Genomic DNA, 24,365 nt, shown 5'->3' on the forward strand with positions numbered 1-24,365 from the left:
CAGCCGGCGCTCGACGTGCAGACCACCTCGGTCAGCAGCATGGGCAACTTCGCCACCGCCCACACCGTCACCTTCGAGGTCACCCAGACCGGCCTGACCAGCGCCTCCGCCGGCGCCCCGCTCGCGGCGCTGGCCTCCAGCTTCACCGCCAACTTCCTCATCAACGGCTCGGCCATCTCCAACGTCACCCTCACCACCTACGCCGACGCCAACAACACCGCCTTTGGCCGCAGCCAGCTTCTCTCCTCCGTCTCCTACAGCAGCGGCCCCACCAACGCCTCCGGCGCCCTGATCTCCAACCCCACCCTCAACAACTCGCTCTTCTCCGAGACCGTCGTCATCACCGCGACCTTCACGGCCGCCGGCGCCACCCTCAACGCCGACGCCCAGATCGTCGCCGTCCCCGAGCCCGCCTCGCTGGCCCTCTTCGGCATGGGCCTCCTCGGCATGGGCCTCGTTCGCAGCCGCAAGAGCACGAACACGCCCGCCTGATCCTTGCGCTTGGCGGGCAGTGCCGCCTGCACGTGATGCAACAAGGGCCGGGTGCCTAAGCACCCGGCCCCTTTGGGAACCTTGAGGTGGGAGATCGACGATCGTGCAAGGCGCGCCCAGCCAGTTTATCGAGATCCTACGGGAGACCATCGTCTCCCTCGTTCGCCGCGATGGACCAGACCTCACGGCACGGCAGCTCAGCATCTTCCTGATCGTCTATCTCGATGAGGGGCCACATACGGTCCGAGGCCTAGCCTCCGCGCTGAACGTCCCCAAAGCCTCGGTCACCCGCGGGCTGGATCGGCTGAGCAAATTCGAGCTCACCCGCCGCAAGACCGACCCGCAAGACCGCCGTTCCGTGCTCGTCCAGCGCACCGTCAAAGGCACCGCGCTGGCACGCGAAATCACCGCCGTTATGGGCGAGGCCGCTGCCGCGATGGAGGAAAAGCGCAGCTCGAGGAAGGAATATGCTGTCAGCCACACGCACTGACCAAGCCTACGACATCGGTTTGCGACCGTGGTGCATGGATCGGATCTGAGGCCAGACTGAGGTGGGATGGGGCTGCGGTGCCCCGACGGCCGACAGGGACACCGCGCTTGCCCTTCAAAGCGAACAAGGACCGGCGCCATAGGATCCCGCGGCAGCGGCATCGGGTCACGAACTGGCCTGCGTATGAGGCGGGCCTTCGCTCTCGTGGCAGCCTGACGGTGTGGTTCACCGAGGACGCCATCGAGGGCTGGCGAGCAGCGCCCCGAACCACCCGCGGCGGGCAGCCATCCTATTCGGACCTGGCGATCGCCACGGCGTTGACGTTGCGTGCCGTGTTCCATCTGGCGCTGCGCCAGACAGAGGGCTTGATTGCCTCGATCTTGCAGTTGCTGGGCATCGATCTTGCCGTGCCCGACCACACGACCTTGAGCCGCCGTGCGGAGAGGCTCGAGGTGCCGCGGCCCCGCGGCGGGCAAGCGCCCCTGCGCTTGCTGGTGGACAGCACGGGGTTGCAGCTCTGCGGTCCCGGCGAGTGGTTGACGGAGAAGCACGGCACACGACGACGCCGGTCGTGACGCAAACTGCATCTCGCTACCGACACCGACACGGGGCGGATCGTCGCCTCGGTGCTGACGGGCCACGATGCCGATGATGGTGAGCAGGTCGGCGCGCTGTTCGAGAAAGTGGGCAGGCCTGTCGCGTCCTTCACCGCTGATGGAGCTTACGACCGCGACGACGTCCATGTGGCGATTATGGCCCGTCACCCTGAGGCAGAGATCATCGTCCCACCCCGATCAAGCGCCGTCCCAAGCGCGTCGGCCAGGACTGCGCCGACGGTGCGCGACCGCCACTTGGCTGATGACCTCCGCCGGGAAGCGATGCCCGGCAAAGCTGGGGTGAGCGGGAGCGTTCATTTTGCGCCACTGACCGGGGGTGAGCCCATCGGGCAAGCTGGCGGCCAACTTGACTGTGCCCTCCCGAGCAACAGGTTTTCGAAACCGCGCCTACATCCGATCCAGACTTTGGTACCCTTCTGACCCTGGTCAGGTAATCTGTTTCAGGAGGCGCTGCCGCATGGGACGATCCGCCTGTCCGATGTTGAGCGGATCGTGCGTGGATGCGAGGGCTGGCAGAACCCGCCGGAAGGTCAATAGGAGGAAGGAGCCCAGACGGCCGCGCCGGGGCTCAGCTGGCGGGGGGCGGCACGTTCAGCCGTGCCGCGCGCTTCTCATCGAAGGCCTGAAGGCGCTCAGCCGCCTCCCGCCCCGCGGCGGTGGTCTGAGCGAGGAGCGATTCAAAAAAGAGAGCGTCGTCATGCGATAGGTCGCGCATGCGCGGCAGGCCGTTGGTGATCGCGTAGTTCGAGAGCGGGGCGTTGGCGCAGATGCGCTCCGCCAGGGCGCGCGCCCTCGGCAGTGCCTCGCCCGCCGGGACGAGGTACTGGGCGAGGTTCATCCGCTCCCCCTCCGCCGCCGTGAGAACGCGGCCGGTGAGCATCAGGTCGGCCATGCGGGCGTAACCGAGCAGGCGCTCGATCCGGACGGAGCCGCCGCCGCCGACGAAGATTCCGCGCTGGCCCTCGGGCAGTGCGAAATAGGCGGTCTCGTCGGCGACGCGGATGTGGGCGGCCGCGGCGAGCTCGAGCCCGCCGCCGATCACCGCGCCCGCCAGTGCGGCCACGAAAGGAACCGGGCCACGCGCAATGAGGTCGAAGGCGGCGTGCCATTTACGGGAGCGCGGCCGGCGCGGGTCGCCGGTGCCGCGGGTGCGGAGCGCCTCGGACAGGTCGAGCCCGGCGGAGAAGTTCGGGCCGTGTCCGAAGAGGACGCCCGCCTTCGCCTCGTCCCCGGCGCGCCGCACGGCCTCGGCCAGGGCGGCGAGCGTCGCGTCGTCGATGGCGTTGCGCTTGGCCGCGCGGTCAAGTCCGACCAGGGCGACATCGCCCGCCAGCTCGTAGGTAACGGTCGGGGCGGCTTCGCTCATCGGGTCTCCTCTTCGGCGCGCCGGTGCTCGCGATCCTGCAACTCGCGCCACAGGATCTTGCCTACGGGCGATTTCGGCAGGCTGTCCACGAACTCGACCACGCGGGGGATCTTATAGGGCGCCATGCGCGTGCGCGCCCATTCTGCAATGCTCTCCGCGCTCACCTGTCCGGCGCGGCCGCTGCGAAGGCTGATCACGGCCTTCACCGTCTCGCCGCGATAGGGGTGCGGCTGGGAGACGACGCAGGCCTCCAGCACGTCCGGATGCTCGTAGAGCTTCGTCTCGACCTCCGCCGGCCAGACCTTGAAGCCGGAGGCGTTGATCATCCGCTTCAGCCGGTCGGTCATGAAGTAGTAGCCTTCCTCGTCGGCGTAGCCCATGTCGCCGCTGCGGTACCAGCGGACGCCGTCGAGCTCGATGAAGGCCTTGGCCGTCTCCTCCGGCTTTCCCCAATAGCCGCGGAACATCTGCGGTCCGCGCACGAGGATCTCGCCGGGCTCGCCGGGTGGCAGCACCTCCAGCGTCTCCGGGTGTACGACGGCGACCTCGGTATCGAAGAAGGCGATGCCGAGGCACTGGGGCTTGGGGCGCTCGATCGGGTTGATGTGGGTGGTGGCGGCCGCCTCGGTCATGCCATAGGCTTCGATGAAGGGAAGGCCGGTCGCCTCTCGAAGGCGGCGCCACACCTCCTGCGGCATTGGGGCGCCGCCCGCCGTCACGCGCCGCAGCGAGGAGAGATCCCGCTGCGCCAGGTCCGGGCTCGCCAGCATGTCGATGCAGGCGGTGGGCGCGATGGCGAGGTGCGAGACGCGGTAGCGCTCGATGAGGCCGAGGGCTAGGCCGCGTTCCCAGCGCGGCACCGGGATCATCATGCCCCCACTCATCACGGGGCAGTGCAGGCCGTTGGCGATGCCCGAGACCTGGTACATGGGGGGCAGGCCGAGGAAGACCGTGGCCGCGGTCTGGCCGTGCCAGAGGGTAAGGCCGTGGCCGGTGTGCATGAAGGTGCTGTGTGGGTGCTCACAGCCCTTCGCCACGCCGGTGGAGCCGGAGGTGTAGGGCAGCAGCGCCAGATCGTCCGGGCCCGCTTGCGGCGCGGGCGCGGCAAGGCCGGCACCGATCGCCTCCGCCCAGGCGACGCAGCCCTCGTGACGGGCCGCGGGGGTGCGGAGCCAGTCCTGCAGCGCGAAGTCGGGCTCTTCCGGCAGATAATCCGCGTAGGTGACGGCGACGACGTGGCGCAGGTCAGGCAGTCGCGACGAGGCGTCGCGCAGGACGGGCAGCAGGTCCTGCGCGGCGACAGCGGTGCGGGCGCCGCTGTCAGCGAGGATCTGCGTCAGCTCCCCCGCCCGCACCATGGGGTTCACCGGCACGGCCACGAGGTCCGCCCGCAGCACGCCGTAATAGGCGATGAGCCATTGCGGGGAGTTCTGCAGGAAGATCGCCACGCGGTCTCCGCGCGAAAGCCCGGCCCGGCAGCGCAGCCAGCCGGCGAAGGCCTCCACCTCGCGCTCGACGTCGCGCCACGTCATGTCCCGTCCGAAGAACCCGATCGCCGGGCGGCTGCCGTAACGGGCGGCGGTGACCTGGAGGGCGAAGGGAAGGGTCGTCTCGATGCGGGGCAGGCTGCGCGGGAGGTGGGTAGACCAGTAGCCGGCCCCGTTGTTCCGGGTTTGTGGATTCATCGTCTCCTCCGCGCCGGCCTGGCCCGCTCTGGGTGGGGAGGGGTGTCGCCGGTAAAAAGGATTGTGCCGAACAAATCCGCTTCGTCCAATACGAAAGAGAAGGCCCTCGTTTTATCGGGAGGAGATTTGATATTGACGAAGGGGTTTTGCTCGTTCGGTATGGTGCGGCTGGAACGCGCCCGCCAAGGGCTGCGCTGATCCAGGGCGGGGGAGGAATGGGCGCGTTGTTCATCGCGACGGCACCGAAGCGCGGCGTGTCCGCCACCCGAGCGCCGCGCCGCCGCGTCCTGTCGGCGCTGGTCGGGCTGAGCGCCCTGGCCACGGCGGGACGGCCGGCGGTGGCGCAGGATTATCCCTTCCAGCCCATCCGCGTGGTCGTCACCTTCCCGCCGGGCGGCAGCACCGATATCATCGCGCGCGTGCTGAGCGGGGGCATCGAGCGCCGTCTCGGGCGCCCGCTGGTGATCGAGAACCGCTCCGGCGCGGGCGGCAACATCGGCATGGACGTCGTCGCGAAGGCGGCGCCGGACGGCTACACGCTGGGGATCGGCGCGGCCGGCGCGCTGGCGGTGAACCCCAGCCTCTATCCGGCGATGCCGTACGATCCGACCCGGGACCTGGCGGCGGTCGCGATGATCGCGGAGATCCCCTTCGTGCTCGTCGCCTATCCCGGCGCGCCGGCACAGAGCATGGCCGGCCTGCTGGCGGCCGCACGCGCGCGGCCGGAGGGGCTGAGCGTCGCGCATGGCGGCAACGGCACGGCGATGCACCTCTCGGCGGAGTTGCTGAACCAGATGGCGGGGCTGCGGCTCGTCGCCGTGCCCTTCCGTGGCACCGGGCCCTCCGTGACGGCCGTGCTGTCCGGTTCCACCGATCTCGGCATGCTCGACCTGCCCTCCTCGCTGGCGCTGATCCGCGAGGGGAAGGTCCGGGCGCTCGGCGTGACCTCGGCGCATCGGCTTCCTGGCCTGCCGGACGTGCCGACCTTCGCCGAGGCTGGTGTGCCCGGCTACGAATCCGTCGGCTGGTTCGGGCTGGTGGCGCCGGCGCGCACGCCGGCACCGATCGTGGCGCGCCTGAACGGGGCCTTCAACGAGGCCCTGCGCGAGCCGGAAGTAACGGAGCGGCTGCGCACGCTCGGCGTCGAGCCGCGCACCGGGTCGCCGGACGCCTTCGCGGGCTTCATCCGCAGCGAGACGGCGAAGTGGGCCGAGGTGGTCCGCGTCTCCGGCGCCAAGCCTGAATAGGCAGGAAGGGAACCGCAAGATGCTCAGAAGGAGAGGCCTTTTCCAGACCGCGGCCGGCATCGCGGCCGGCGGCTGGGCCGTCCCGGCGCGCGCCCAGGGCGGTGCGACCGGTGCGGACTGGCCGAACCGACCGGTGCGGATCGTCGTGCCCTACGCACCGGGTGGCGCGAACGATATTCTTGCCCGGCTCTACAGCCAGAAGCTCTCAGAGCGGCTCGGCCAGCCCTTCGTGGTCGAAAACCGCGCCGGCGGTCAGGCCATCATCGGGAGCGAGTACGTCGCCCGCTCGCAGGCGGACGGCTACACGCTGCTGCTGGGCGCGACGGGGACGATGATCTTCAACCCGGTGACCTATGAGCGCCTGTCCTACGATCCCGTGCGGGACTTCGTGCCGGTCTCGATCGCCGCGTCCTTCCCTCTCGTTCTCGCCGTCTCGGGCGAGGCGCCGTTCCGCACGGTGCAGGAACTGGTGGCCCACGCGAAGGCCAATCCGGACGGGATGACCTACGGCACCAGCAGCGCCGGTTTCCAGATGGCGACGGAGCTGTTCAACCTACGCGCCGGAACGCGCTTCACCTTCGTCGCCTATCGTGGCAGCGCCGAAAGCGTGAACGCGGCCGCCGCGCGCGAGGTCACGATGACGCTCGTCGATGTGGGCCCCGCAGCCGGGGCGCTGCAGGCGGGGCGCCTGCGAGGCCTGGCCGTCACCTCGGAGGAGCGGCTGCCGGCCTTCCCGGACATCCCGACGATGAAGGAGCTGGGCTTTCCGGATCTCTCGATCGTGCTCTGGAGCGGGCTGATGGCGCCGGCGGGAACGCCCGAGCCGATCGTGCGGCGCCTGAACGAGGAGATCGTCCGCGCCAACGCGGCGCCGGACCTGCGGGAGCGTCTCCGCGCGCTCTCGGTCGATCCGGTGGGCAGTTCCACCGAGGAAGCGAGGCGGGCGGTGACGGAGGGCATCACCTTCTGGCGCGGCATCGTCCGGCAGGCGGGGCTGCGCTTCGAGCGCTGACGCGACGGATCGGGGCGGGGCCTCGATGAGAGGCGCCCGATGGGGAGTGACGGACGGACCATGCCGGAGCCAAGGGCCTGCATCGCTGGGATATTCGAGCATCCGACCCGCCGGGCCGACGACAAGTCGCTCGCGCAGCTCCACGCCGAGGTAGCGGCAGGCGCGCTGCGCGACGCGGGGCTGAGCCACGCCGACGTGGACGGCTATTTTTGCGCGGGCGATGCGCCGGGGCTCGGCCCGCTCTCGATGGTGGACTATCTCGGGCTGCGGGTGCGGCACGTGGACACGACGGATACGGGTGGCTCCGCCTATCTCGTCCACGTCGCGCACGCGGCGGAGGCGATCGCGGCGCGCAAGTGCAACGTTGCCCTCATCACCCTTGCCGGGCGCCCGCTGGCCGAAGGATTGGGCTCCGGCCTCGGGCTGCGGCTGGACAACATGCCGGACGTACCGTTCGAGGCGCCCTACGGCACCGCGGTTCTGAATCTCTACGCCATGGTGGCGGCGCGCCACATGCACGAGTTCGGCACGACGAGCGAGCAGCTGGCCTGGATCAAGGTGGCGGCGAGCCATCACGCGCAGCACAATCCGAACGCCGTGCTGCGCAAGGTGCTGACGGTGGAGGAGGTGCTGGCCTCGCCCATGGTGGCGGACCCGCTGCGCAAGCATGATTGCTGCGTGATCAACGACGGTGGCGGCGCGCTGGTGGTCACGCGGCCGGAGATCGCGCGATCGCTCGGCCGCCCCGTGGTCTCGCTGCGCGGTACGGGCACGGCGCTGAAGAACCAGGCAGGGGGGAGGGTGGACCTGACCTACTCTGCCGGCCGCTTCTCGGGCGCGGCCGCCTTCGCGGAGGCGGGGGTGACGCCGGCCGACATCCGCTACGCCAGCATCTACGACAGCTTCACCATCACCGTGCTCGTCACGCTGGAGGATCTGGGCTTCTGCGAGAAGGGGCGCGGCGGCGACTTCGTGGCGGACGGCAACCTTATCGCCGGGGTCGGGCGGCTGGCCTTCAACACGGATGGCGGCGGCCTGTGCAGCAATCATCCGGGCAACCGCGGCGGGATGACGAAGGTGATCGAGGCGGTGCGGCAGCTGCGCGGGGAGGCGCACCCGGCCGTGCAGGTGCCGGACCTTCACCTTGCGCTTGCGCACGGAACGGGCGGCTCGCTCGGCACGCGGCACGGCAGCGCCACCCTGATCCTGGAAAGAGCCTGAGGCCATGGACCAGCCGCGCGACATCACCCCGCCCCAGACCAGCCCGGAGACCGCCCCCTACTGGGAAGCGGCGCGCGAGGGCCGGCTGTTGGTCAAGCGCTGCGACGCCTGCGGGGAGCGCCACGCTTATCCCCGCTCACTCTGTCCCTTCTGCTTCAGCGGGCGGACCGCCTGGGAGGAGGCCTCCGGGCGGGGCACGATCTACGCCTTCAGCATCATGCGGCGGGCGAAGATTCCCTATGCCGTGGCTTATGTGACGTTGGAGGAGGGGCCGACCGTCATCAGCAACATCGTCGGCGCCGACTTCGACGCGCTGCGGATCGGCCAGGCGGTGCGCCTGGACTTCCGCGCGGCGACGGACGGGCAGCCTATTCCGATGTTCACGCCCGACGCTTCCGGCGCGGAGGAGGAACGGTGAACGGGGCGGCGGCAAGGGCCTGGCTGGCGGCAGCGGAGGCCGAGGCCCTGCGCGGCGGCGGTGACGCCGCCCCCGCACCGGTCGGGCACGTCGCGGTGATCGGCGCGGGCACGATGGGCAGCGGGCTGGCCATGGCGCTGGCGAATGGCGGCCTGCGCGTGACGCTGGTGGACAGCGCGCCGGCAGGGCTCGAGCGCGGCCTCTCCGCCATTCGGCGGGCCTACGAGGGGCAGGCGGCGCGGGGGCGCATCACATCGGAAGAGGCTGCGGAGCGGAGCGGCCGCATCGCGGGCACGAGGGATCTCGCCGCGGCGGCGGAAACCGACGCCGTGATCGAGGCGGTGTTCGAGGACCTGGCGCTGAAGCGCGAGATCTTCGCCGCGCTGGACCGGACGATGCGGCCGGGCGCCTTGCTGGCTACCAATACCTCGGGGCTCGACATCGATGCCATCGCGGCCGCGACGGCGCGGCCTGGGGATGTCGTGGGGATGCACTTCTTCTCCCCGGCTCATGTCATGCGGCTGGTGGAGGTCGTCCGCGGGCGCGCAACCTCGCCCGCCGCCATCGCCACCACCTTCGCCCTGGCGCGGCGGCTGAACAAGGTGCCTGTCCTCGTCGGCAACGCGCCCGGCTTCGTGGGCAACCGCATGATGCGGCGGCGCGGGGAGCAGGCCGAGCGGCTTCTGCTGGAGGGCACGGCGCCGGAGCGGGTGGATGGCGTCCTGAGGCGCTTCGGCTTTCCCATGGGACCCTTCGCGATGCTCGACATGGCCGGGCTGGATGTGGGGCTGCGGGCGCGGCGGGAGCGCGGCGCGACGGCGGCCGTGGACGACGCGCTGAACGCGCTCGGCCGCCTGGGGCAGAAAACCGGCGCCGGATACTACCGCTACGTGCCCGGCGATCGCACCCCGCACCCGGATCCAGCCGTGACGGAGGTGGCGCGCGAGGCGGCCGCGCGGCTCGGCATCCCCCCGCGTGAGGCGGAGGACGAAGAGATCCTCGACCGCCTGCTGCTGCCGATGGTGAACGAGGGCGCGCGCATCCTGGAGGAAGGGATGGCGGCCCGGCCCGGCGACATCGACGTGGTCTGGGCCCACGGCTACGGCTTCCCGCCCGATCGCGGCGGACCGATGTACCATGCCGACGCGATCGGCCTTCCCGAGGTAGCGCGCCGCCTGGCGGGCCATGCGGCGCGGACCGGCGACCCCACCCTCCGCCCCGCGCCGCTGCTCGAGCGGCTGGCGGCGGAGGGTGCGTCCTTCACGGGGGCGCCGCGATGAGCGAGTCCGGTCTCGGCCGGCCGGGCGCCGCGCGGGGATTGACGCCGCCGGCTCCCTCGTTCCTTCGTGCCGGCATGACGAAAGGGAACGACATGCCGGACACGGCCGAATCCGCGATTGGACCGGAGCAGCGCTCCATCCAGTCCGTGGTGATCGGCTTTCGGCTGATCGAGGCGCTCGAATTTTCGGGCGGGCCGATGACTTTGAAGGACCTGGCCGCTGCGGCGGACATGCCGCCGAGCCGGGCGCACGCCTATCTCGCGAGCCTGCGCGCCGTGGGGCTGGTGCTGCAGGAGGAGGAAGGAGGGCGCTACGACCTCGGTCCTCGCGCCCTCTCGCTCGGCCTCGCCGCGCTGGGGCGGCTCGACGTGCGCGACGCGGCGCTGATGGCGATGCGGGGCTTCCGGAACGAGACGGGCGAGGCGGTGCATCTCTCGGTCTGGTCCGGGCAGTCACCGGTCATCGTCTCGCGCCTCGACGGACGGCGCGGCGTCTCGCTTGCGATCCGGCTTGGCTTCGCGCTGCCGCTGGAGCGTTCGGCATCCGGCCGCGTCTTCCTTGCCTACCACGCCGAGGCGGGGCCGCCGGGCCGCGGGGTCGCGCGGGCGGTGGAGGCGGTGCGGCGGGACGGCATTGCGATCACGGACGGGTTGCTGAACGCGGGCTTCGCCGCGCTGTCCGTCCCAGTCTTCGACCATGCGGGCGATCTGGCGGCGGCGATGACCACGCTCGGCGCGGCCGGCCATCTCGACATCACGCCGGATGGGCCGACAGCTGTGCGGCTGCGCGCGGCGGGAGAAGCGGCATCGGCCGCGCTCGGCCACGGGATCCGAGCGCAGGCGGTGCCCGAGCGGCCCTCGCGGCCGCCCCGGCGGTAGCCTCGCGCCGGTATCAGCCGGCGCGGGCACGAAATGGAAGGGGCATCCCGGCGAACGCGGGAGCCCGGGAGGAACGGGATGAAGGCCTGGACACGCCGGGGCTCCGTGCTGGCCGCCGCCCTGCTGCTCGCCGGCCGCGCGGCGCGCGCGGCCTGGCCGGAGCGGCCGGTGCGGCTGATCGCCCCCTACGCGCCGGGCGGCGTGACGGACATCCTGGCGCGGTCGCTGACGCAGGTGCTGTCGCCGCGGCTCGGCCAGCCCGTGGTGATCGAGAACCGGCCGGGCGCCAACACCATCGTCGGCACCCAGGCGGCGGCCGGGGCCGTGCCGGACGGGCATTCCCTGCTGCTGACGAGCGGGGCCGGCTTTGTCGTGAACCCGCTTCTGTACAGCCGGCTTCCCTACGATCCCTCGCGCGATTTCAGCCTTCTCTCGATTGTCGCGGAATCGCCGCTGATCATGGTGGTGGACGCGCGCTCCCCGCTTCGCACGGTGGACGACTTCATCGCCTTCGCTCGGGCCCGGCCGGGCGGGGCGAACTACGCCTCCGTGGGGCAGGGCAGCCCGGTCCAGCTCGCCTCCGAGATGTTCGCGATGATGACCGGACTCTCGATGGTCCACGTGCCCTACGGCGGCAGTGCGCCCGCGCAGATCGCCCTCATGGCCGGCGATGTGCAGGTGATGTTCGACGCGCTCGGCAGCGCGTCCGGCCCCATCCGTGATGGCCGGCTGCGGGCGCTGGCGGTCACGGGGGGCGAGCGGTCCGAGGCCTTTCCCAACGTGCCAACGATGATGGAGGCGGGACTGCCGAATTACCGTGTCGCCGCCTGGTTCGGCATCGCGGCGCCGCGCCAGGTGCCGGCGCCCGTACAGGAGCGGCTGCGGGAGGCGCTCGCCGCCGCACAAGGGGATGGGATGCTGGCCGGGCGGCTGCGCGACCTCGGGATGGTGCCGCAGCCGCCGCGCGACGCCGCGGCCGTCGCAGCCTACCTGGCCGAGGACCATGCCCGCTGGAAGCGCGTGATCGAGGAGCGCGGCCTGTCCCTCTCCCCGGGCTGAGGCGCGGAGGAGGGAGAGGACCGCCGTGACGCAGGAAGGAAGACCGAAGGATGTTCTATGAGCCGGTCCGCGACGACCACGGCCTGCCCTACAATCCGTTCAAGTCGATCTGCGTGCCGCGGCCCATCGGCTGGATCAGCACGCTGGACCTGCAGGGGCGCGTCAACCTCGCGCCGTACAGCCAGTTCCAGAACATCGGCTACGACCCACCTTTCGTGATGTTCTCGGCCAGCGCGGGCGACCAGCACTCGCCGCGGAACGCGCGGCAGACGGGCGAGTTCGTCTGCAACATGGCGACCTACGAGCTGCGCGATGCCGTGAACATCACGGCGCAGGCGGTGCCCGCGGACGAGAGCGAGCCGGAGCTGGCCGGATTGGAGATGCTGCCGTCGCGCCTGGTCAGGCCGCCGCGCGTGGCGCGCTCTCCGGTCCATATGGAGTGCCGCTACCACAGCTCGCTCATGCTGCCGACGCGCACGCCCGGGATCTCCGTGGAGGTGATCATCGGCGAGGTGGTGGGCGTGCATATCCGCGACGACGCGCTGACGCCCGAGGGACGCCTGGACATCACCCGGATCCGTCCGCTCGCCCGCATGGGCTACCTCGACTACACGGCCATCGACACGGTCTTCACCATGCCGCCCATCGGCGGCGCGAGGCGGCGGCTGAGCCGCGGGCTGGAAGGGCGCCCCCTGCGCTCCGCCACCGCGCCCGACGACGCACCGCCCGATCCACCCGCCGAGGTCCGGACCGGGGCGCCGGCCGGCGCGGCGAGCGACTCAGAGGAGCGGGTGGCGGGCGGGGCGGCGCCTGCCTGACACCGGTGACCGCCGGCCATGGGCGCGCAGGATCCGAGGGAGGGAGACAGGATTCATGACAGGCACGGATGGCGGCCGTCCGCCCATGCTGGGGCGGCGCCCATGGGCATCGCTGGCGCTCAGCGGGATGCTGGCCCGCCCGGCCCTCGCGAGCGGCTTTCCGGACCGTTCTATTCGGCTCGTCGTTCCCTATCCGCCGGGTGACGGGCTGGACCTGATGGGCCGCATCCTCGCGGACCTGCTGCGGCGGCGGCTCGGGCAGCCGCTGGTGGTGGAGAACCAGCCCGGGGCGGGCACAGCGGTGGCGGCACTGGCCCTGCGGCGGCAGCGGGCGGACGGCTACACGCTGATGGTCGGCGGGAACACCACCGTCTGCATCCTGCCCGCGCTGCAGCCGGAGCAAGGGCTGGACGGGGCGCGCGACTTCACCCTCGTCTGCCGCATGGTGGACGTGCCCTTCCTCCTGGTCGTGCCGCCTTCGGGGGCGGAGACGACGGCCGAGCTGGTGGAGCGTGCCCGTCGCCAGCCGGGGAGCTGGACCTACGGCTCAGCCGGCATCGGCACGCCGCACCATCTCCTCTCCTCCCTGCTGGCGGGGGAAACGGGCGTGCAGGCGACCCATGTGCCCTATCGAGGCGCGGTCCCGGCGCTGACCGACCTGCTAGCGCGGCGCATCGCCTCCCTCTTCTGTTCCGTGCCGCCCGCGCTCGGCTTCGTGCGCAGCGGTGCGCTGCGGCCGCTTGGGGTCACGGGCAGCGCCCGCCTCGCGGCGCTGCCCGAGGTGCCGACCATGGCGGAGCAGGGCTACTCCGGCTTTGAGGAGGCGGCCTGGGTGGGGCTGCTGGCGCCGGCGAACCTAGAGCAGGCCGTGGCCACGCGGCTGTCCGACGCCGTCCAGGCCTGCATGGAGGAGGCGGAAGGGCGGGAGCGCATCGAGGAGCTTTCGTTCCGTCAGGGCTTCGTGCCTTACGGGTCGCTGGATGGCTACGTCGCGGCGGAGGCGGTGCGCTGGCGGGAGATCGTTCGCCGGTCCGGGATGGGGACGGGCTGAGGAGGGCGTTGGCCTCGCCTCCTCCTGCCACGAAGGCGAGCGAAGGACCATAACGGAAGGAGGCGGCCCGGTGGGCCGCCGCGCCGGTGTCAGCGTTCCAGGCGGACGTTGGCGCGCCGGGCCACGGCGCTCCATCCCTCGATCTCCCGCGCGATGGTCATGCGGAAGCTTTCCGGATCGCCCCCGATGGGGTCCATGACGAGGGCCTGGAGGCGCTCACGGATGTCGGGCAGGGCGGTGATGGCCGCGCATTCGGCGGCGAGGCGCTCCAGCACCGGGGTGGGCGTGCCGGCCGGGGCCAGCAGGCCGCTCCACAGGGTGGCCTGCACCTCCGGGAAGCCCAGCTCCGCCATGGTCGGCACGTCCGGATAGGCGGGCACGCGGGTGGCCGAGGTGACGGCGAGCGCCCGTGCCCGCCCGGCGGCGATGGCAATCGAGGCCGGGCCGCTGTCCACCAGGGCGATCGTCACCTCGTTGTTCGAGGCGGCGTTCGTCGATTCCGCGCTGCCGCGGTAGGCGACGTACTGGAAGCGCGTACCGGCGCGCTGGTTGAAGAGCTCGGTCGGCAGCTGGAAGCCGGCGCCGGAGGCGCCGTAGTTCGCGCGGTCCGGATTGGCCTTTGCCCAGGCAACCAGCTCCGCCACGGAGCGGTGCGGGGAGTTGGCGGAGACGAGCAGGACCAGGGGAAAGGATGCCATGAGGCAGACGGGCGCGAAGTCCCGCAGGGAGTCGTAGGGCAGCTGCGCGTAGGTGGCGGGATTGAACACGATCGGGCCGCTGGCGCCCAGCAGCAGGGTGGTGCCGTCGGGGCGGGCCCGGGCGACCGCCTCGGTGCCGAGAATCGCCTGTGCGCCCGGGCGGTTCTCCACCACGAAGGGCTGGCCGAGGCGTTCGGACAGCTTCGCCCCGTAGAGCCGGGCGAGGATGTCGTTCGCGCCGCCCGGCGCGTAGGGCACGACGATCCGCACCGGCCGGTCCGGATAACCGCGTGCCGCCTCCTGTGCCGCGGCCCCACGCGCCAGGGCAGGCGCCGCGAGCGCCGCGCCGAGAAGCTGTCTCCTGCGTATCATGCCGTTCCCCCCGCTTCTGCGGCGCGGTGCCGCGCCGCCAGTTCCAGCCCTTTAACGAGACGATAAACAGTGCGGCAGGCCGGGACGGGCACGCCCAGGCGCTCGCCCTCTCGCACCACGTAGCCGGTCAGCTCCTCGATCTCGGTCGGCGCGCCGCGCGCGATGTCGAGCGCCATGGACCCGGCGTGGCGCGACAGCGGCAGCCCGCCCGCGCGGACCTTGTGCACGAAGCCCATGGGATCAAAGGCGAAGCGCCCGCCGAGGGCGGACACCACCGCCGTGCATTCGGCCGCCATTTCATCGATCAGGTCGCGCACCGCCGCCACCTCGTAGCGCGCGGCGTTGACGCCGAGCAGAAGGGCGCCGACCGGGTTCATCACCGCGTTGAAGACGAACTTGGCCCAGACCGCGCCCATCGGGTCCGGGATGACCTCGGCGGGGAGACCCGCCGCGGCGAAGGCCTCGCCGAGCGGGCGGAGAGCGGCGACGGGGCCGCGCACGGGGCCGAGCCAGGTAGGCTGGCCGTGAATCAGCCGCTCGATCCTGCCAGGACCGAGATAGCGGCCGGCGTTCATCGTCACGCCGCGCGCCACCACGGGGTTCGGCAGCCGCTCCAGCGCCTCGGCATTGCCCATGCCGTTCTGCAGCGTCAGCAGCACGGCGCCCTCCAGCGCGGGGCCGAGCGCCGCGGCCGCCGCGCCGGTCGCGCCGGACTTCACGAGGAAGACCGCCACGTCGAAGCGCGATGTGGCCAGGGAGGCGGCCTCGTCCGTTACGGCGAAGCGGGCCGTGGCGGGGCCGCCCATCCCGGTGACGAGAAGGCCGTTCTCCCGGATGGCGGCGACGTGGTCCCGGTTGGTGTCGAAGCCGGTGACGTCGGCGATGGCGGAGAGGGCTGCGGCGAGAACGCCGCCGATGGCGCCGCAGCCAATGATGAGGATCCGCATGGCGCTACAGCGGCGCGACGCGGATGGTGAGGACAGCCGCCTGGCCACCGTCGACCGCCTCCAGGCAACGGCGGAAGGCCGGCTCAAGCTCCTCGGCCGCCGTCACCCTTTCTCCATGAGCGCCGAAGGCACGGCCGACCTCCTCGAAGCCGCGGCGGGCGTCATTGCGGCGGCCGTCGAGCCGCGACTGGAAGTTATCGTCCTGCCGCGCCGTGCCATTGGGATAGACGCGCAGGGTGGAGGACTTCACCGCCTGCCAGCCACGGTTGTCGAGCACGACGGTGAGGATGGGCAGGCCGTATTGCTGCGCCGTGGCATAGACGCTGTCGGGCGTGGAGAAGTGGAAGGTGCCGTCGCCCACCACGTTCACCACGCGCCGGTCCGGCCGGGCGAGCTTCGCGCCGAGTGCCATGCCGCCCGAGAAGCCGAGGCCGCCGCCGGCGAGGCCGATATAGGAGCCGGGCAGGGTGCGCGGCATCTGGTCCTGCACGACCGGCCCGTTGCGGATCGCCTCGTTCAGCAGGATGTCCTCCGGGGCGAGGAGGCGGCCGAGCACGCCGAGCACCCAGGCCGGGTTCAGCGCGTCCGTCTCGCCCGGCTTCGCGGCGGCGGCGGCCACCGCCTCCTCCCGCGCGCGGCGCGCGGAGGCCCAGCCTTCGATCCGGGCAGCGACGCGGGCGCGGAAAGCGTCGTCCGCGCGGGCCTCCACGATTGCCAGCACCTGGGCGAGCACCGCCTCGCAATCCCCCGCCACGCGCAGCCCGGCAGGGAAGTTCCACATGGGTAGGTCGCGCTTCAACGGATCGACGTCCACCTGGATCCAGGTGGCGGCCGGGTTGGGATGCACCGTCAGCGGGATCCAGGGCACGTCCACGTCCAGCAATAGGCCGACATCCGTCTCCGCCGCCAGGGCCTTCGGGTCGAAGCCGGCGAAGCAGGGACTGTCATGCGGGATGTTCAGGTGAACCGGCGCGTGCTCCACGACGCGCAGGCCGGTGGCGCGGGACAGCGCGTCCAGCACCGGCACGGCCTTTGGGTTGCGGCCGAGATAGGCGGTGAAGGCCACCGGATTCTCCGCGGCCATCAGCGCCGCCGCGATGCGATCTGCCGTCGCCGGGTCGGTGCCGCGGGCGGGAAGGCCGGCATAGCGATCGACGGGATAGGCGTGGACCTTCGCGTCCTCCACCTCCTCCGCCAGCATCTCGCGCGGGAGCGTCATGTAGACGGGCGCGCGCGGCTCAGCCTGCATCATCGCGCAGCCGCGGGCGAACGCCTCCTTCGCCAGCAGGCCGGAGGGGAGGCAGTACTCCCAGTGAACGTAGGGCCGCACCAGGCTGGCGATGTCGTAGGGATCCTGCACAAAGTGGACGTAGCTGTCTCGCCCACCCGGCAGTTCCCCGCGCGACGTAAAGGGCGCACGCCCCGCCATGAGGAAGACCGGCAACCGCGCACGGAAGAGGTTGTGCAGCGCCATCGCGGCGTTCGCCGTGCCGGCATCGACGTGAACGAGGACGGGCTGGCCCTGCCCGGTCATCGCGGCATAGCCGCCCGCCATGTGAACGGCCACGTTCTCGTGCGGGCAGAGCACCGTGTTCGGGCGGGGCATCCCCGCGGCGTCCCGCCGCGCCAGCTCCTCGATAATGGAGACATGGTCGGTGCCAAGATTGCAGAAGAGGTGCTCGACTCCCGCCTCAACCATGGCTTCGATCAGATGATGCGCCGCGCTGTTCCGCGTCATTCAGTCCTCCTTCCCGCATGCGGCGGCACGGCGGTGGCCGCGACGCCCGTTCCTGGTCTGTCAATGAGCTCGTCTGGCGCAGCCGTCCTGGCGGCCAGAACCGCGACCAAGTTCCGCCGCTTCTCCGGTGCAGCGGCACGCGCATCGGAGGATGGCGATGATCGAAGAGCCAGTCGAGTAGCGAGAAGAGCACCGCGGGCCCGGCACGAGCAAGACGAGGGAGAGCAGGCGTTCCCGCGCGCGCAGCGCCTCTCCCTTCGAGCGAGAAGGCGGATGATGCGACGCTGCCCATCGGTCGCGTGGTGGACACGGGACAGCGGGCCGCACTCCACGAGACGGAAGGTGACCATACCCTCCATCGGGCGGAGGCTGCTGGCCTGGGCAAGGCTGGGCTGATCCAGATCCGGGCCGGCTCGCAGTGCAACGGAAACGCCGAACCGAGTGGTGGTGAGCCCGAAGGCGCCGCACCCGGCGTCGAAGACAGAAAAGGCGACCTGCCGGGGGCGGCGCATCCTAGACCGGTGCCGCCGTCACGTCGTAGCGGAACAGCCAGTCATAGCGCTCGCGCACGCGGTCCGGCTGCCATTCGCGCCCGACATAGGCGGCAGCCCCTTCGGCCTCTGCCAGAGCCGGGTTGTGGAAGCGCTTCGTGTTCTCCTCGGATCCGCGCACCATCCGCGCGGTGCGGTCCTGCCGCGCCGCCTCGTAGCGGCGAAGCCCCTCGGCCACGTCGTCGCCCGCGGCCTCCAGCGCGCGCGCGAGGATCACGCCGTCCTCGATCGACTGAACGGCGCCCTGGGCCAGGAAGGGGAGGGTGGGATGGCAGGCGTCGCCGAGCAGCGTTACGCGCCCGACCGACCAGCGCTCCAGCGGCGAGCGCGCCATCAGCGCCCATTTGTAGGGCGTGTCGATGCAGCGGATCATGGCATGCACATCCGTGTGCCAGCCACGGAAGTCCTCCGCGCACTCCTCGGTGCTGCCTTGGGTGGTCCAGGATTCCACCTGCCAGTCGTCGCGCTCCACGATGCCGACGAAGTTCATGAGGGTGAAGTTCCGCAGGGGGTAGTGCACGACATGGCGGCCGGGCCCGACCCAGTTGGTGCCGACCGGCCGCTTCATTCGCGCCGACAGGCGATCCATGGGGATGACGCCGCGCCAGGCGACAAGCCCCGTGAAGCGCGGCGCCTCCGCGCCGAAGAGGCTGTGGCGGATGCGGGAGTGGATGCCATCGGCGCCGATCAGCGCGTCGCCTCGCGCCTGCCGGCCATCGGCGAGGTGCAGGGTCACGCCGTCGGCGTCCTGCACGAAGCCCTCGACCTGCGCGCCGAGGCGGAGCGCCTGCGGGTCGGCGCGCCGCACGCCCTCCACGAGGGCGGTCAGGAGGTCCGGCCGGTACACGGTCAGATAGGGGAAGCCGTAGCGCGAGACTGATTCGCCACCGATGTCGAAGGGTGACCAGGTCTGCCCCGTGCTCCAGAGCCGGATCTCCTTGCCCGACGCCTCGCAGGACAGCGCCGCGACGGCATCACCAACGCCGAGCGCGTGCAGGGCGCGGGTGCCGTTGGCGCTGATCTGCACGCCGGCACCGACCTCGCGAAAGGCGGGCGCCTGCTCGTAAACCTCCACCGCGTAGCCCTGCCGCAGCAGGGCGAGGGCGGCGGACAGGCCGCCGATGCCGCCGCCCGCGATCAGGATGCGCGGTCTGCTCCGCTTCGTGCCCATGTCGTCGAAACCCTCCTTCAGCGGCTGGGGCCGCCCCTCCTCGGTGCAGTCCCGAATCTGCGTAGCGAACGCGATCCCGTATTGGCGAACTGGGGGGCGGCTCTGCGGCGGCGCGCCCCCATCAGCGATCGGCCAGCACGCTGACGATAAGGTTCGCCGCCAGTGCCGAGGCACCGGACGGCACCGACCGCGTGGCCGCGAGATAGGCCTTCACGGCGCGCGTGGCCGCCGCGGGCGCGTCGAGCGCCGCGCGCGTCAGCCGTTCCGCCGCCGCCTCCAGCCCGGCCTCCGGCACCACCTCCCCGACGAGACCGGCCGCGAGCGCCTCGGTCGCGTCCATCTCCCGCCGGCCGAGGGCGAGATGCGCCGCCGCCTTCTCCCCCACGCGTCCCGCGAAGGCGGTGAGGACGAGCAGCGGCGGGATGCCGCGCTCCATCTCCGGCACCGCGAAGCGGGCGGTGTCCGCCGCGACGGCGAGGTCGCTTGCGGCCACCAGGGCCGCGCCGTAGCCGTGGGCGCTGCCGCGCACGACGGCGAGCACCGGGACGGCGGCGCCGCGCAGCGCGCCGTAGACTCGGAGCGGCGCTTCGGCCACCTCCCGCCGCATCGGGGCCAGGGGCGGCCTGGGCGCGCCCGGCGGCGGGGTGGGAGAGACGCGGCCGCGGCAGAAATCCCGCCCTTCGGCACGCAGGCGGATGAGGCGCACCTCCTCGCCGATGCCCTCCACCGCTCCCGCGATGGCGGCGCCGGCCGCGTTGGAGACGAGGTTACCGGAATCGCCTTCGGTCAGGACGATGTCGAGCAGGCCGTCGGCGAGGGTGATGCGCAGGCCGTGGGGTGCGGGGGCGGTCAGGTGATGGCCTCCAGGGCAGCTCGCACCCGTGCGGGGGTGGCGGGCATGGCGATGTCCTCGGAGCCCGTGGCATCGGCCAGGGCGTTGAGGATAGCGGCGGCGGCCGGGGTAATGCCGCCTTCCCCGCCGCCCTTCACGCGCAGCGGGTTGCCTGCGGTGGGGTCCTCCGCCAGCGCCACGGCGAAGGAGGGGAGATCCGCGGCGCGAGGCAGGGCGTAATCCATGAAGCTGCCAGCGACCGCTTGGCCGCTGCTGGTGTCGAACAGGCCGCCTTCCAGCAGGGCCTGACCGGCGCCCTGGGCGATGCCGCCATGGACCTGGCCGTCCACGATCATCGGGTTGATCGGCTGTCCGACGTCGTCCACCGAGGTGTAGCGCAGCACGGCCACGGCGCCTGTCTCGGGCTCCACCTCCAGCTCGCAGACGGCGCATCCGGTGGGGTAGGCGGGGATGCGGCCGGTGAACTCGGCCGCGCGCTCGATCACGCCGCCGGGCGAGGCGGCGGCGATCTCGAAGAGGCCGAGGCTGCGGTTGCTGGACGGGGCCCGGGCGATGCCGTCCTCGAGCGTCACCTCGGCCGCGGCGCAGCCGAGCAGGTTGGCGGCGGCCTCGCGCGCCTGCTCCATGACGCTGCCCGACGCCTCCACGAGCAGGGTGCCGGCGAGGCGCATGGAACGGTCCGAGTGGGAGCCGCCGCCGACCGATATCCGCCGTGTGTCACCCGTGACGAGCGACACGGCCGCGAGCGGCACGCCGAGCCGTTCCGCCACGACCTGGGCGAAGGTCGTCTCGTGGCCCTGGCCGGTGGATTGTGTGCCGGCCAGCACCTCCACCCGCCCCTCGGTGAGGACGCGGACGACTACGCGTTCGCGCGGGGCGCCGACGGGGGATTCAACGTAGTTGGCGAAGCCGATGCCGCGCCGGCGGCCGCGCGCCTCGCTCGCCGCCCGCCGAGCGGCAAAGCCGGACCAGTCGGCATTGCGGAGCGCCGCGTCCATGTTCGAGGCAAAATTGCCGCTGTCGTAGGTCAGGCCAAAGGGATTGCGCCATGGCATGGCAGGGTGCGGGACGAGGTTCCGCCGACGGATCTCGATCCGGTCCAGCCCAAGACGGCGGGCGGCCATGTCCAGGAGGCGTTCCATGGCGAGCATCGCCTCCGGCCGTCCGGCGCCGCGGAAGGGAGCGGTCGGTACTGTGTTCGTCACCGCTCCGCGCGTGCGGGCATGGGCGACGGGGACGCGGTAGACGGCGGTGGAGACGCGGAAAGCGTTGGACAGGGGCACGAAAGAGACGGTGAAGGCGCCCGCGGCCATGACCATGTCGGAGCGGAAGCCCAGGATGCATCCCTCCGCATCCAGCGCCAGCTCCGCCCGGGTGACGAGGTCGCGCGCGCCGTAGTCCGTCACGAAGCCCTCGCTCCGCGTCGCGGTCCAGCGCACGGCGCGGCCGAGGCGGCGCGCGGCCCAGGCAACGAGAAGCGTTTCCGGATGCAGGTTGGTGCGGGACCCGAAGCCGCCGCCGGTATCGGGCGTGGTAAAATCGATCGCCTCCGCGTCGATCCCCAGGGCGCGGGCGAGGTCCACCCGTTGCCGGACGGCGCCCTGGCTCCCCGCAGTGACGGCCGTCACGCCCCGCTCCGCGTCGTGGAGGGCGAAGGCCGAGCGCGGCTCCATGTGGCAGGAGGCCATGCGCTGGTTCACGAAGCGGCCGCCCACCACCAGCGCGGCCTTGGCGAAGGCCGACGCCGTGCCGGCGGCGTCGCCGAAGACGGCATCCAGGCAGAGGTTGCCGGGAATATCGGGCCAGAGTGACGGCGCGCCGGGGCTCAGGGCATCCTCCGGCTCGACCACGGCGGGCAGCGGGTCGTACTCGACCTCGATCATCTCGGCGGCGTCGCGGGCGGCGCCCAGCGTGTCCGCCACCACGAAGGCCACTGCTTCCCCGACATGGCGCACCCGGTCGGCCGCGAGGACGGGGTGGCCGGTGTCATGGATGGTGGCGGCCTCCGGCTCGAAGGCGGGCCGGGCCGGGGTCAGGGCGTCCGCCGGCACGGGGGTATGGCGGATGGGACGGAGGCCGTCCGCCGCCGCCTCCGCAGCCGTGAGGATGGCGGCCACCCCGGGCATGCCCCGCGCGGCGGCGGCGTCGATCCGGAGGATCCGGGCATGGGCGTGCGGCGAGCGCAGCACCGCGCCGTGCAGGGCGCCGCCAGGGACGAGGTCGTCGGTGAAGCGGCCACGCCCGGTCAGAAGCCGCAGGTCCTCAACGCGGCGAACGGACTGGCCGATAGCCATGGTCACGCCGCATCCGGGGCAGGAAGGGGAGGAAACAGGACGGGAGCGAGGCGGCCAGCCGGGTGGCGGCGCGAAGGGTCCATCCTCGTCTTCCTCCTGTCGTTCATGCCTATGCTATTCGAATTGAGCGAACTATGTTTGCAGGATACAACTTGGATGGTGGCTGCGGCAAGGTCTTCACGGCGGGCCGGGACGGCTTCCGCCAGGACCGTTCGAGGGCAGCGACAGATGGTGTGGCCTGGGCGCCACGATGGTGGGGATCGGTTTTCGCAAGCGTCGTTGATCGATGCGGGAAGGGGAGGAGGCGCCGTGCCGAAGCAATGGCGGATAGGCCGGAGAGGGTTGGCGGCGGCGGCGCTTGTCGGCCTCGCCGAATGCGCCGCGGCGCAACCGGTGACCCTCGGGGGAGTGGTTACCCTCGTCGTGCCGTACGGCGCGGGCACGGGGCCGGACCTGCTCGCGCGGCTCGTTGCACCTGTGCTCGCCCAGCGCCTTGGCGCGACGGTGGCCGTGGACAATCGAAGCGGCGCGAGCGGGAACATCGGCTCACAGGCTGTGGCGCGGTCGGCACCGGATGGGCGAACCCTGCTGATGCAGACCACGCCCTTCGTCATCAACCCCGCCCTGTTACGGGATGTTCCTTACGACCCTCTGCACAGCTTCCAACCGGTGGCCAAGATCGCAACCGGCGTGCTGGCGCTGGTGGTGCGCGAGGATTTGGGCGTGACCGAAGTGGCGGACTTCCTCCGTCGGGCAAAGCAGAGGCCGGGTGGGATTGACTATGCCTCGCCTGGGATCGGCACGCCCCAACACTTGGCGATGGAACTCCTGGCTCATGCGGCCGGGGTCCGCTTGACGCACGTGCCGTACCGCACCTCACCGCCCGCGATACAGGACCTGCTGGGCGGGCGCGTGCCGGCCATGGTGCTGCCCGTGCATCTCGCCGTGCCGATGGCACGACAGGGCACGGTGCGCCTGCTCGCGGTCTTCAGCGACCAGCGCGCTGCCACGGCGCCTGAGGTACCGACCTTGGCGGAGGCCGGGCTACCTGGGCTGCGAAGCGACCTCTGGTACGGGCTCCTCGGTCCGGCCGGCATGCCCGGGCCGCTGGTCTCCGAGATTTACCTCGCGGTATCGGAATGGCTCGCGGGGGTATCCGCACAGGAAGCTCTGCTGCGTATGGGCCTTGTTCCCGCCCCCGCGACGCCGGAAGATTTCGGCCAAGAAATTGCCGCCGACTTAGCGCGCATCGCCAATGTCATTCGCGTCGCCGGGATCACGGCGGAGTAGAAAACTCATGACCCTCTGCTGCTCTCGGGCACGCCGGAGCAGTGTGGTGCATGGATCAGAAGTGCGGCCGCATGATGCCCTACTGTCATCGGACTGATGCTATGCGGACGTATTCCGCGCGGCCGCCGTCAACTTGCCGGCTCGAAGTGAACAAGGCTGACTGATCGGCAGCAGGACCAGAGGTGATCAGGCCCGCGCGGCGACCGCGCTGATGTCGGGCCATACCTCGAACGCCTGCGACCTTGCGGCACGGAACTCGCTCGCGTTGAGGTGGTTGCGGCGAAGATGAAAGAGATTGTTGACCCCGTCGTGTGCTGAGAGAAAGCGCTGCGCCTGGCCTGCTGATTTGAACCGCTTCATCTGGCGTTCTCGTCTTCGCGTCGCCTAGCGTGACTTCTCCGCCCGGTTGTTCAGCCCCTTGTGCTGGCTGCGCTCGACGGAAGACATCACCTCCTTCTGACCCTCCCCCGTAATGGTGGCCACCTTGGATAAGCTCCTGAGGGAGCGAGGTGCCCTGATCATGACGACGCGGCGTGAGTTCACGGAGGAGTTCAAGCGGGAGGCGGTAGGGCTGCTGGAGAGCAGCGGCCGCCTGCTGATGTGGGTGGCAAGGGAGCTGGGGATCCAGCCTTCGGTGCTGCGCAACTGGCGAGGTCGGCTCGGATCTGATGCCAGTCGGGCTCCTGTTGCGGAGCGCCCCGTCTCGACAGCAGCGACGATGTCGGCGGAGGGGGCTGAGATCCGCCGGCTGCGCAAGGAGCTCGAGCGGGCGCAGATGGAGCGCGCCATCCTAAAAGAAGCAGTCGGCATCTTCTCG

Annotated in this window: 24 protein-coding genes; 15 read left to right on the top strand and 9 right to left on the bottom strand. The window is 71.3% G+C overall.

Features of this window, described 5'->3' with window-relative positions; translation table 11 throughout:
- The 4 genes from BO39_RS25450 to BO39_RS35395 all read left to right on the top strand — a co-directional run.
- The coding region (locus tag BO39_RS25450; RefSeq protein ID WP_043839019.1) for a PEP-CTERM sorting domain-containing protein at positions 1-492 on the top strand (492 nt) is incomplete at its 5' end.
- 100 nt (positions 493-592) lie between these two features.
- Positions 593-982 (top strand): MarR family transcriptional regulator, encoded by a 390-nt coding sequence (locus tag BO39_RS25455; protein ID WP_043839022.1) that lies wholly within the window; start codon positions 593-595, stop codon positions 980-982.
- A 107-nt stretch (positions 983-1,089) separates the two neighbouring features.
- Positions 1,090-1,557 carry a transposase gene (locus BO39_RS31645; protein WP_169742834.1) on the top strand — a complete coding sequence of 156 codons (468 nt, stop codon included), beginning with the start codon at positions 1,090-1,092 and terminating at the stop codon, positions 1,555-1,557.
- 6 nt (positions 1,558-1,563) lie between these two features.
- Positions 1,564-2,019 carry a hypothetical protein gene (locus BO39_RS35395; protein ID WP_408735183.1) on the top strand — a complete coding sequence of 152 codons (456 nt, stop codon included), beginning with the start codon at positions 1,564-1,566 and terminating at the stop codon, positions 2,017-2,019.
- Between the two features lie 148 nt (positions 2,020-2,167).
- Here the strand turns inward: BO39_RS35395 and BO39_RS25465 are convergent, their stop codons facing one another.
- Positions 2,168-2,965 carry a crotonase/enoyl-CoA hydratase family protein gene (locus tag BO39_RS25465; RefSeq protein ID WP_043839024.1) on the bottom strand — a complete coding sequence of 266 codons (798 nt, stop codon included), beginning with the start codon at positions 2,963-2,965 and terminating at the stop codon, positions 2,168-2,170.
- Positions 2,962-4,650 (bottom strand): long-chain-fatty-acid--CoA ligase, encoded by a 1,689-nt coding sequence (locus BO39_RS25470; RefSeq protein WP_043839027.1) that lies wholly within the window; start codon positions 4,648-4,650, stop codon positions 2,962-2,964. Before BO39_RS25470 ends, BO39_RS25465 begins: the two co-directional genes overlap by 4 nt.
- 224 nt (positions 4,651-4,874) lie before the next feature.
- On the opposite strand from BO39_RS25470, the gene BO39_RS25475 reads away from it, so the two are divergent.
- The 9 genes from BO39_RS25475 (at position 4,875) to BO39_RS25515 (ending at position 13,634) form a co-directional block, all read left to right on the top strand.
- Positions 4,875-5,897, top strand: coding sequence for a Bug family tripartite tricarboxylate transporter substrate binding protein (locus BO39_RS25475; protein WP_211257566.1), 1,023 nt, complete (start codon positions 4,875-4,877; stop codon positions 5,895-5,897).
- Between the two features lie 19 nt (positions 5,898-5,916).
- Complete coding sequence (locus tag BO39_RS25480) at positions 5,917-6,909, top strand: Bug family tripartite tricarboxylate transporter substrate binding protein (RefSeq protein WP_043839029.1); 993 nt, start codon at positions 5,917-5,919, stop codon at positions 6,907-6,909.
- A 60-nt stretch (positions 6,910-6,969) separates the two neighbouring features.
- A complete protein-coding gene (locus BO39_RS25485; RefSeq protein WP_043839032.1) occupies positions 6,970-8,130 on the top strand; it encodes a thiolase domain-containing protein in 1,161 nt (386 codons plus the stop codon).
- Positions 8,131-8,134: 4 nt separating this feature from the next.
- Entirely contained in the window at positions 8,135-8,548 is a 414-nt protein-coding gene (locus tag BO39_RS25490; protein ID WP_043839035.1) for a Zn-ribbon domain-containing OB-fold protein, read from the top strand.
- Entirely contained in the window at positions 8,545-9,828 is a 1,284-nt protein-coding gene (locus tag BO39_RS25495; RefSeq protein ID WP_052402685.1) for a 3-hydroxyacyl-CoA dehydrogenase, read from the top strand. Before BO39_RS25490 ends, BO39_RS25495 begins: the two co-directional genes overlap by 4 nt.
- Positions 9,825-10,706, top strand: a complete 882-nt coding sequence (locus BO39_RS25500; RefSeq protein WP_084698502.1) for an IclR family transcriptional regulator — start codon at positions 9,825-9,827, stop codon at positions 10,704-10,706. The genes BO39_RS25495 and BO39_RS25500 overlap by 4 nt, the downstream gene beginning before the upstream one ends.
- A gap of 78 nt (positions 10,707-10,784) precedes the next feature.
- Positions 10,785-11,765 (top strand): Bug family tripartite tricarboxylate transporter substrate binding protein, encoded by a 981-nt coding sequence (locus BO39_RS25505; protein WP_043839038.1) that lies wholly within the window; start codon positions 10,785-10,787, stop codon positions 11,763-11,765.
- Positions 11,766-11,815: 50 nt separating this feature from the next.
- Positions 11,816-12,583 carry a flavin reductase family protein gene (locus BO39_RS25510; protein ID WP_084698504.1) on the top strand — a complete coding sequence of 256 codons (768 nt, stop codon included), beginning with the start codon at positions 11,816-11,818 and terminating at the stop codon, positions 12,581-12,583.
- 55 nt (positions 12,584-12,638) lie between these two features.
- The gene (locus BO39_RS25515) at positions 12,639-13,634 is read left to right on the top strand and encodes a Bug family tripartite tricarboxylate transporter substrate binding protein (protein ID WP_084698505.1); all 996 of its coding nucleotides are present in this window, start codon (positions 12,639-12,641) and stop codon (positions 13,632-13,634) included.
- Positions 13,635-13,723: 89 nt separating this feature from the next.
- On the opposite strand, the gene BO39_RS25520 is transcribed toward BO39_RS25515, so the two are convergent.
- From BO39_RS25520 to BO39_RS25545, 6 genes are all read right to left on the bottom strand, one after another.
- A complete protein-coding gene (locus tag BO39_RS25520; RefSeq protein ID WP_043839042.1) occupies positions 13,724-14,704 on the bottom strand; it encodes a Bug family tripartite tricarboxylate transporter substrate binding protein in 981 nt (326 codons plus the stop codon).
- Positions 14,701-15,651: a ketopantoate reductase family protein gene (locus BO39_RS25525; RefSeq protein WP_043839044.1), complete on the bottom strand. Its 951-nt coding sequence runs from the start codon at positions 15,649-15,651 to the stop codon at positions 14,701-14,703. Before BO39_RS25525 ends, BO39_RS25520 begins: the two co-directional genes overlap by 4 nt.
- Positions 15,652-15,655: 4 nt before the next feature.
- On the bottom strand, positions 15,656-17,389 hold the full coding sequence (locus BO39_RS25530; protein ID WP_043839047.1) for a thiamine pyrophosphate-requiring protein: 1,734 nt from the start codon (positions 17,387-17,389) through the stop codon (positions 15,656-15,658).
- A gap of 513 nt (positions 17,390-17,902) precedes the next feature.
- A complete protein-coding gene (locus BO39_RS25535; RefSeq protein ID WP_043839050.1) occupies positions 17,903-19,111 on the bottom strand; it encodes an FAD-dependent monooxygenase in 1,209 nt (402 codons plus the stop codon).
- A 121-nt stretch (positions 19,112-19,232) separates the two neighbouring features.
- Entirely contained in the window at positions 19,233-19,838 is a 606-nt protein-coding gene (locus BO39_RS25540) for an enoyl-CoA hydratase/isomerase family protein (RefSeq protein ID WP_052402689.1), read from the bottom strand.
- Positions 19,839-19,960: 122 nt separating this feature from the next.
- A complete protein-coding gene (locus BO39_RS25545; protein WP_043839053.1) occupies positions 19,961-22,258 on the bottom strand; it encodes a xanthine dehydrogenase family protein molybdopterin-binding subunit in 2,298 nt (765 codons plus the stop codon).
- A 309-nt stretch (positions 22,259-22,567) separates the two neighbouring features.
- Here BO39_RS25545 and BO39_RS25550 point away from each other — a divergent pair, with 309 nt between their 5' ends.
- Positions 22,568-23,548, top strand: coding sequence for a tripartite tricarboxylate transporter substrate-binding protein (locus BO39_RS25550; RefSeq protein ID WP_169742835.1), 981 nt, complete (start codon positions 22,568-22,570; stop codon positions 23,546-23,548).
- A 186-nt stretch (positions 23,549-23,734) separates the two neighbouring features.
- On the opposite strand, the gene BO39_RS33045 is transcribed toward BO39_RS25550, so the two are convergent.
- Positions 23,735-23,908: a hypothetical protein gene (locus BO39_RS33045; protein ID WP_156963918.1), complete on the bottom strand. Its 174-nt coding sequence runs from the start codon at positions 23,906-23,908 to the stop codon at positions 23,735-23,737.
- Between the two features lie 157 nt (positions 23,909-24,065).
- Here BO39_RS33045 and BO39_RS25560 point away from each other — a divergent pair.
- Positions 24,066-24,365, top strand: a 300-nt coding sequence (locus tag BO39_RS25560) for a transposase (protein WP_408735184.1), incomplete at its 3' end; no start/stop codon positions are given.

Source organism: Roseomonas aerilata DSM 19363 (genome assembly GCF_000711725.1).
In the GTDB taxonomy this organism is placed as follows: Bacteria; Pseudomonadota; Alphaproteobacteria; order Acetobacterales; family Acetobacteraceae; genus Roseomonas; species Roseomonas aerilata.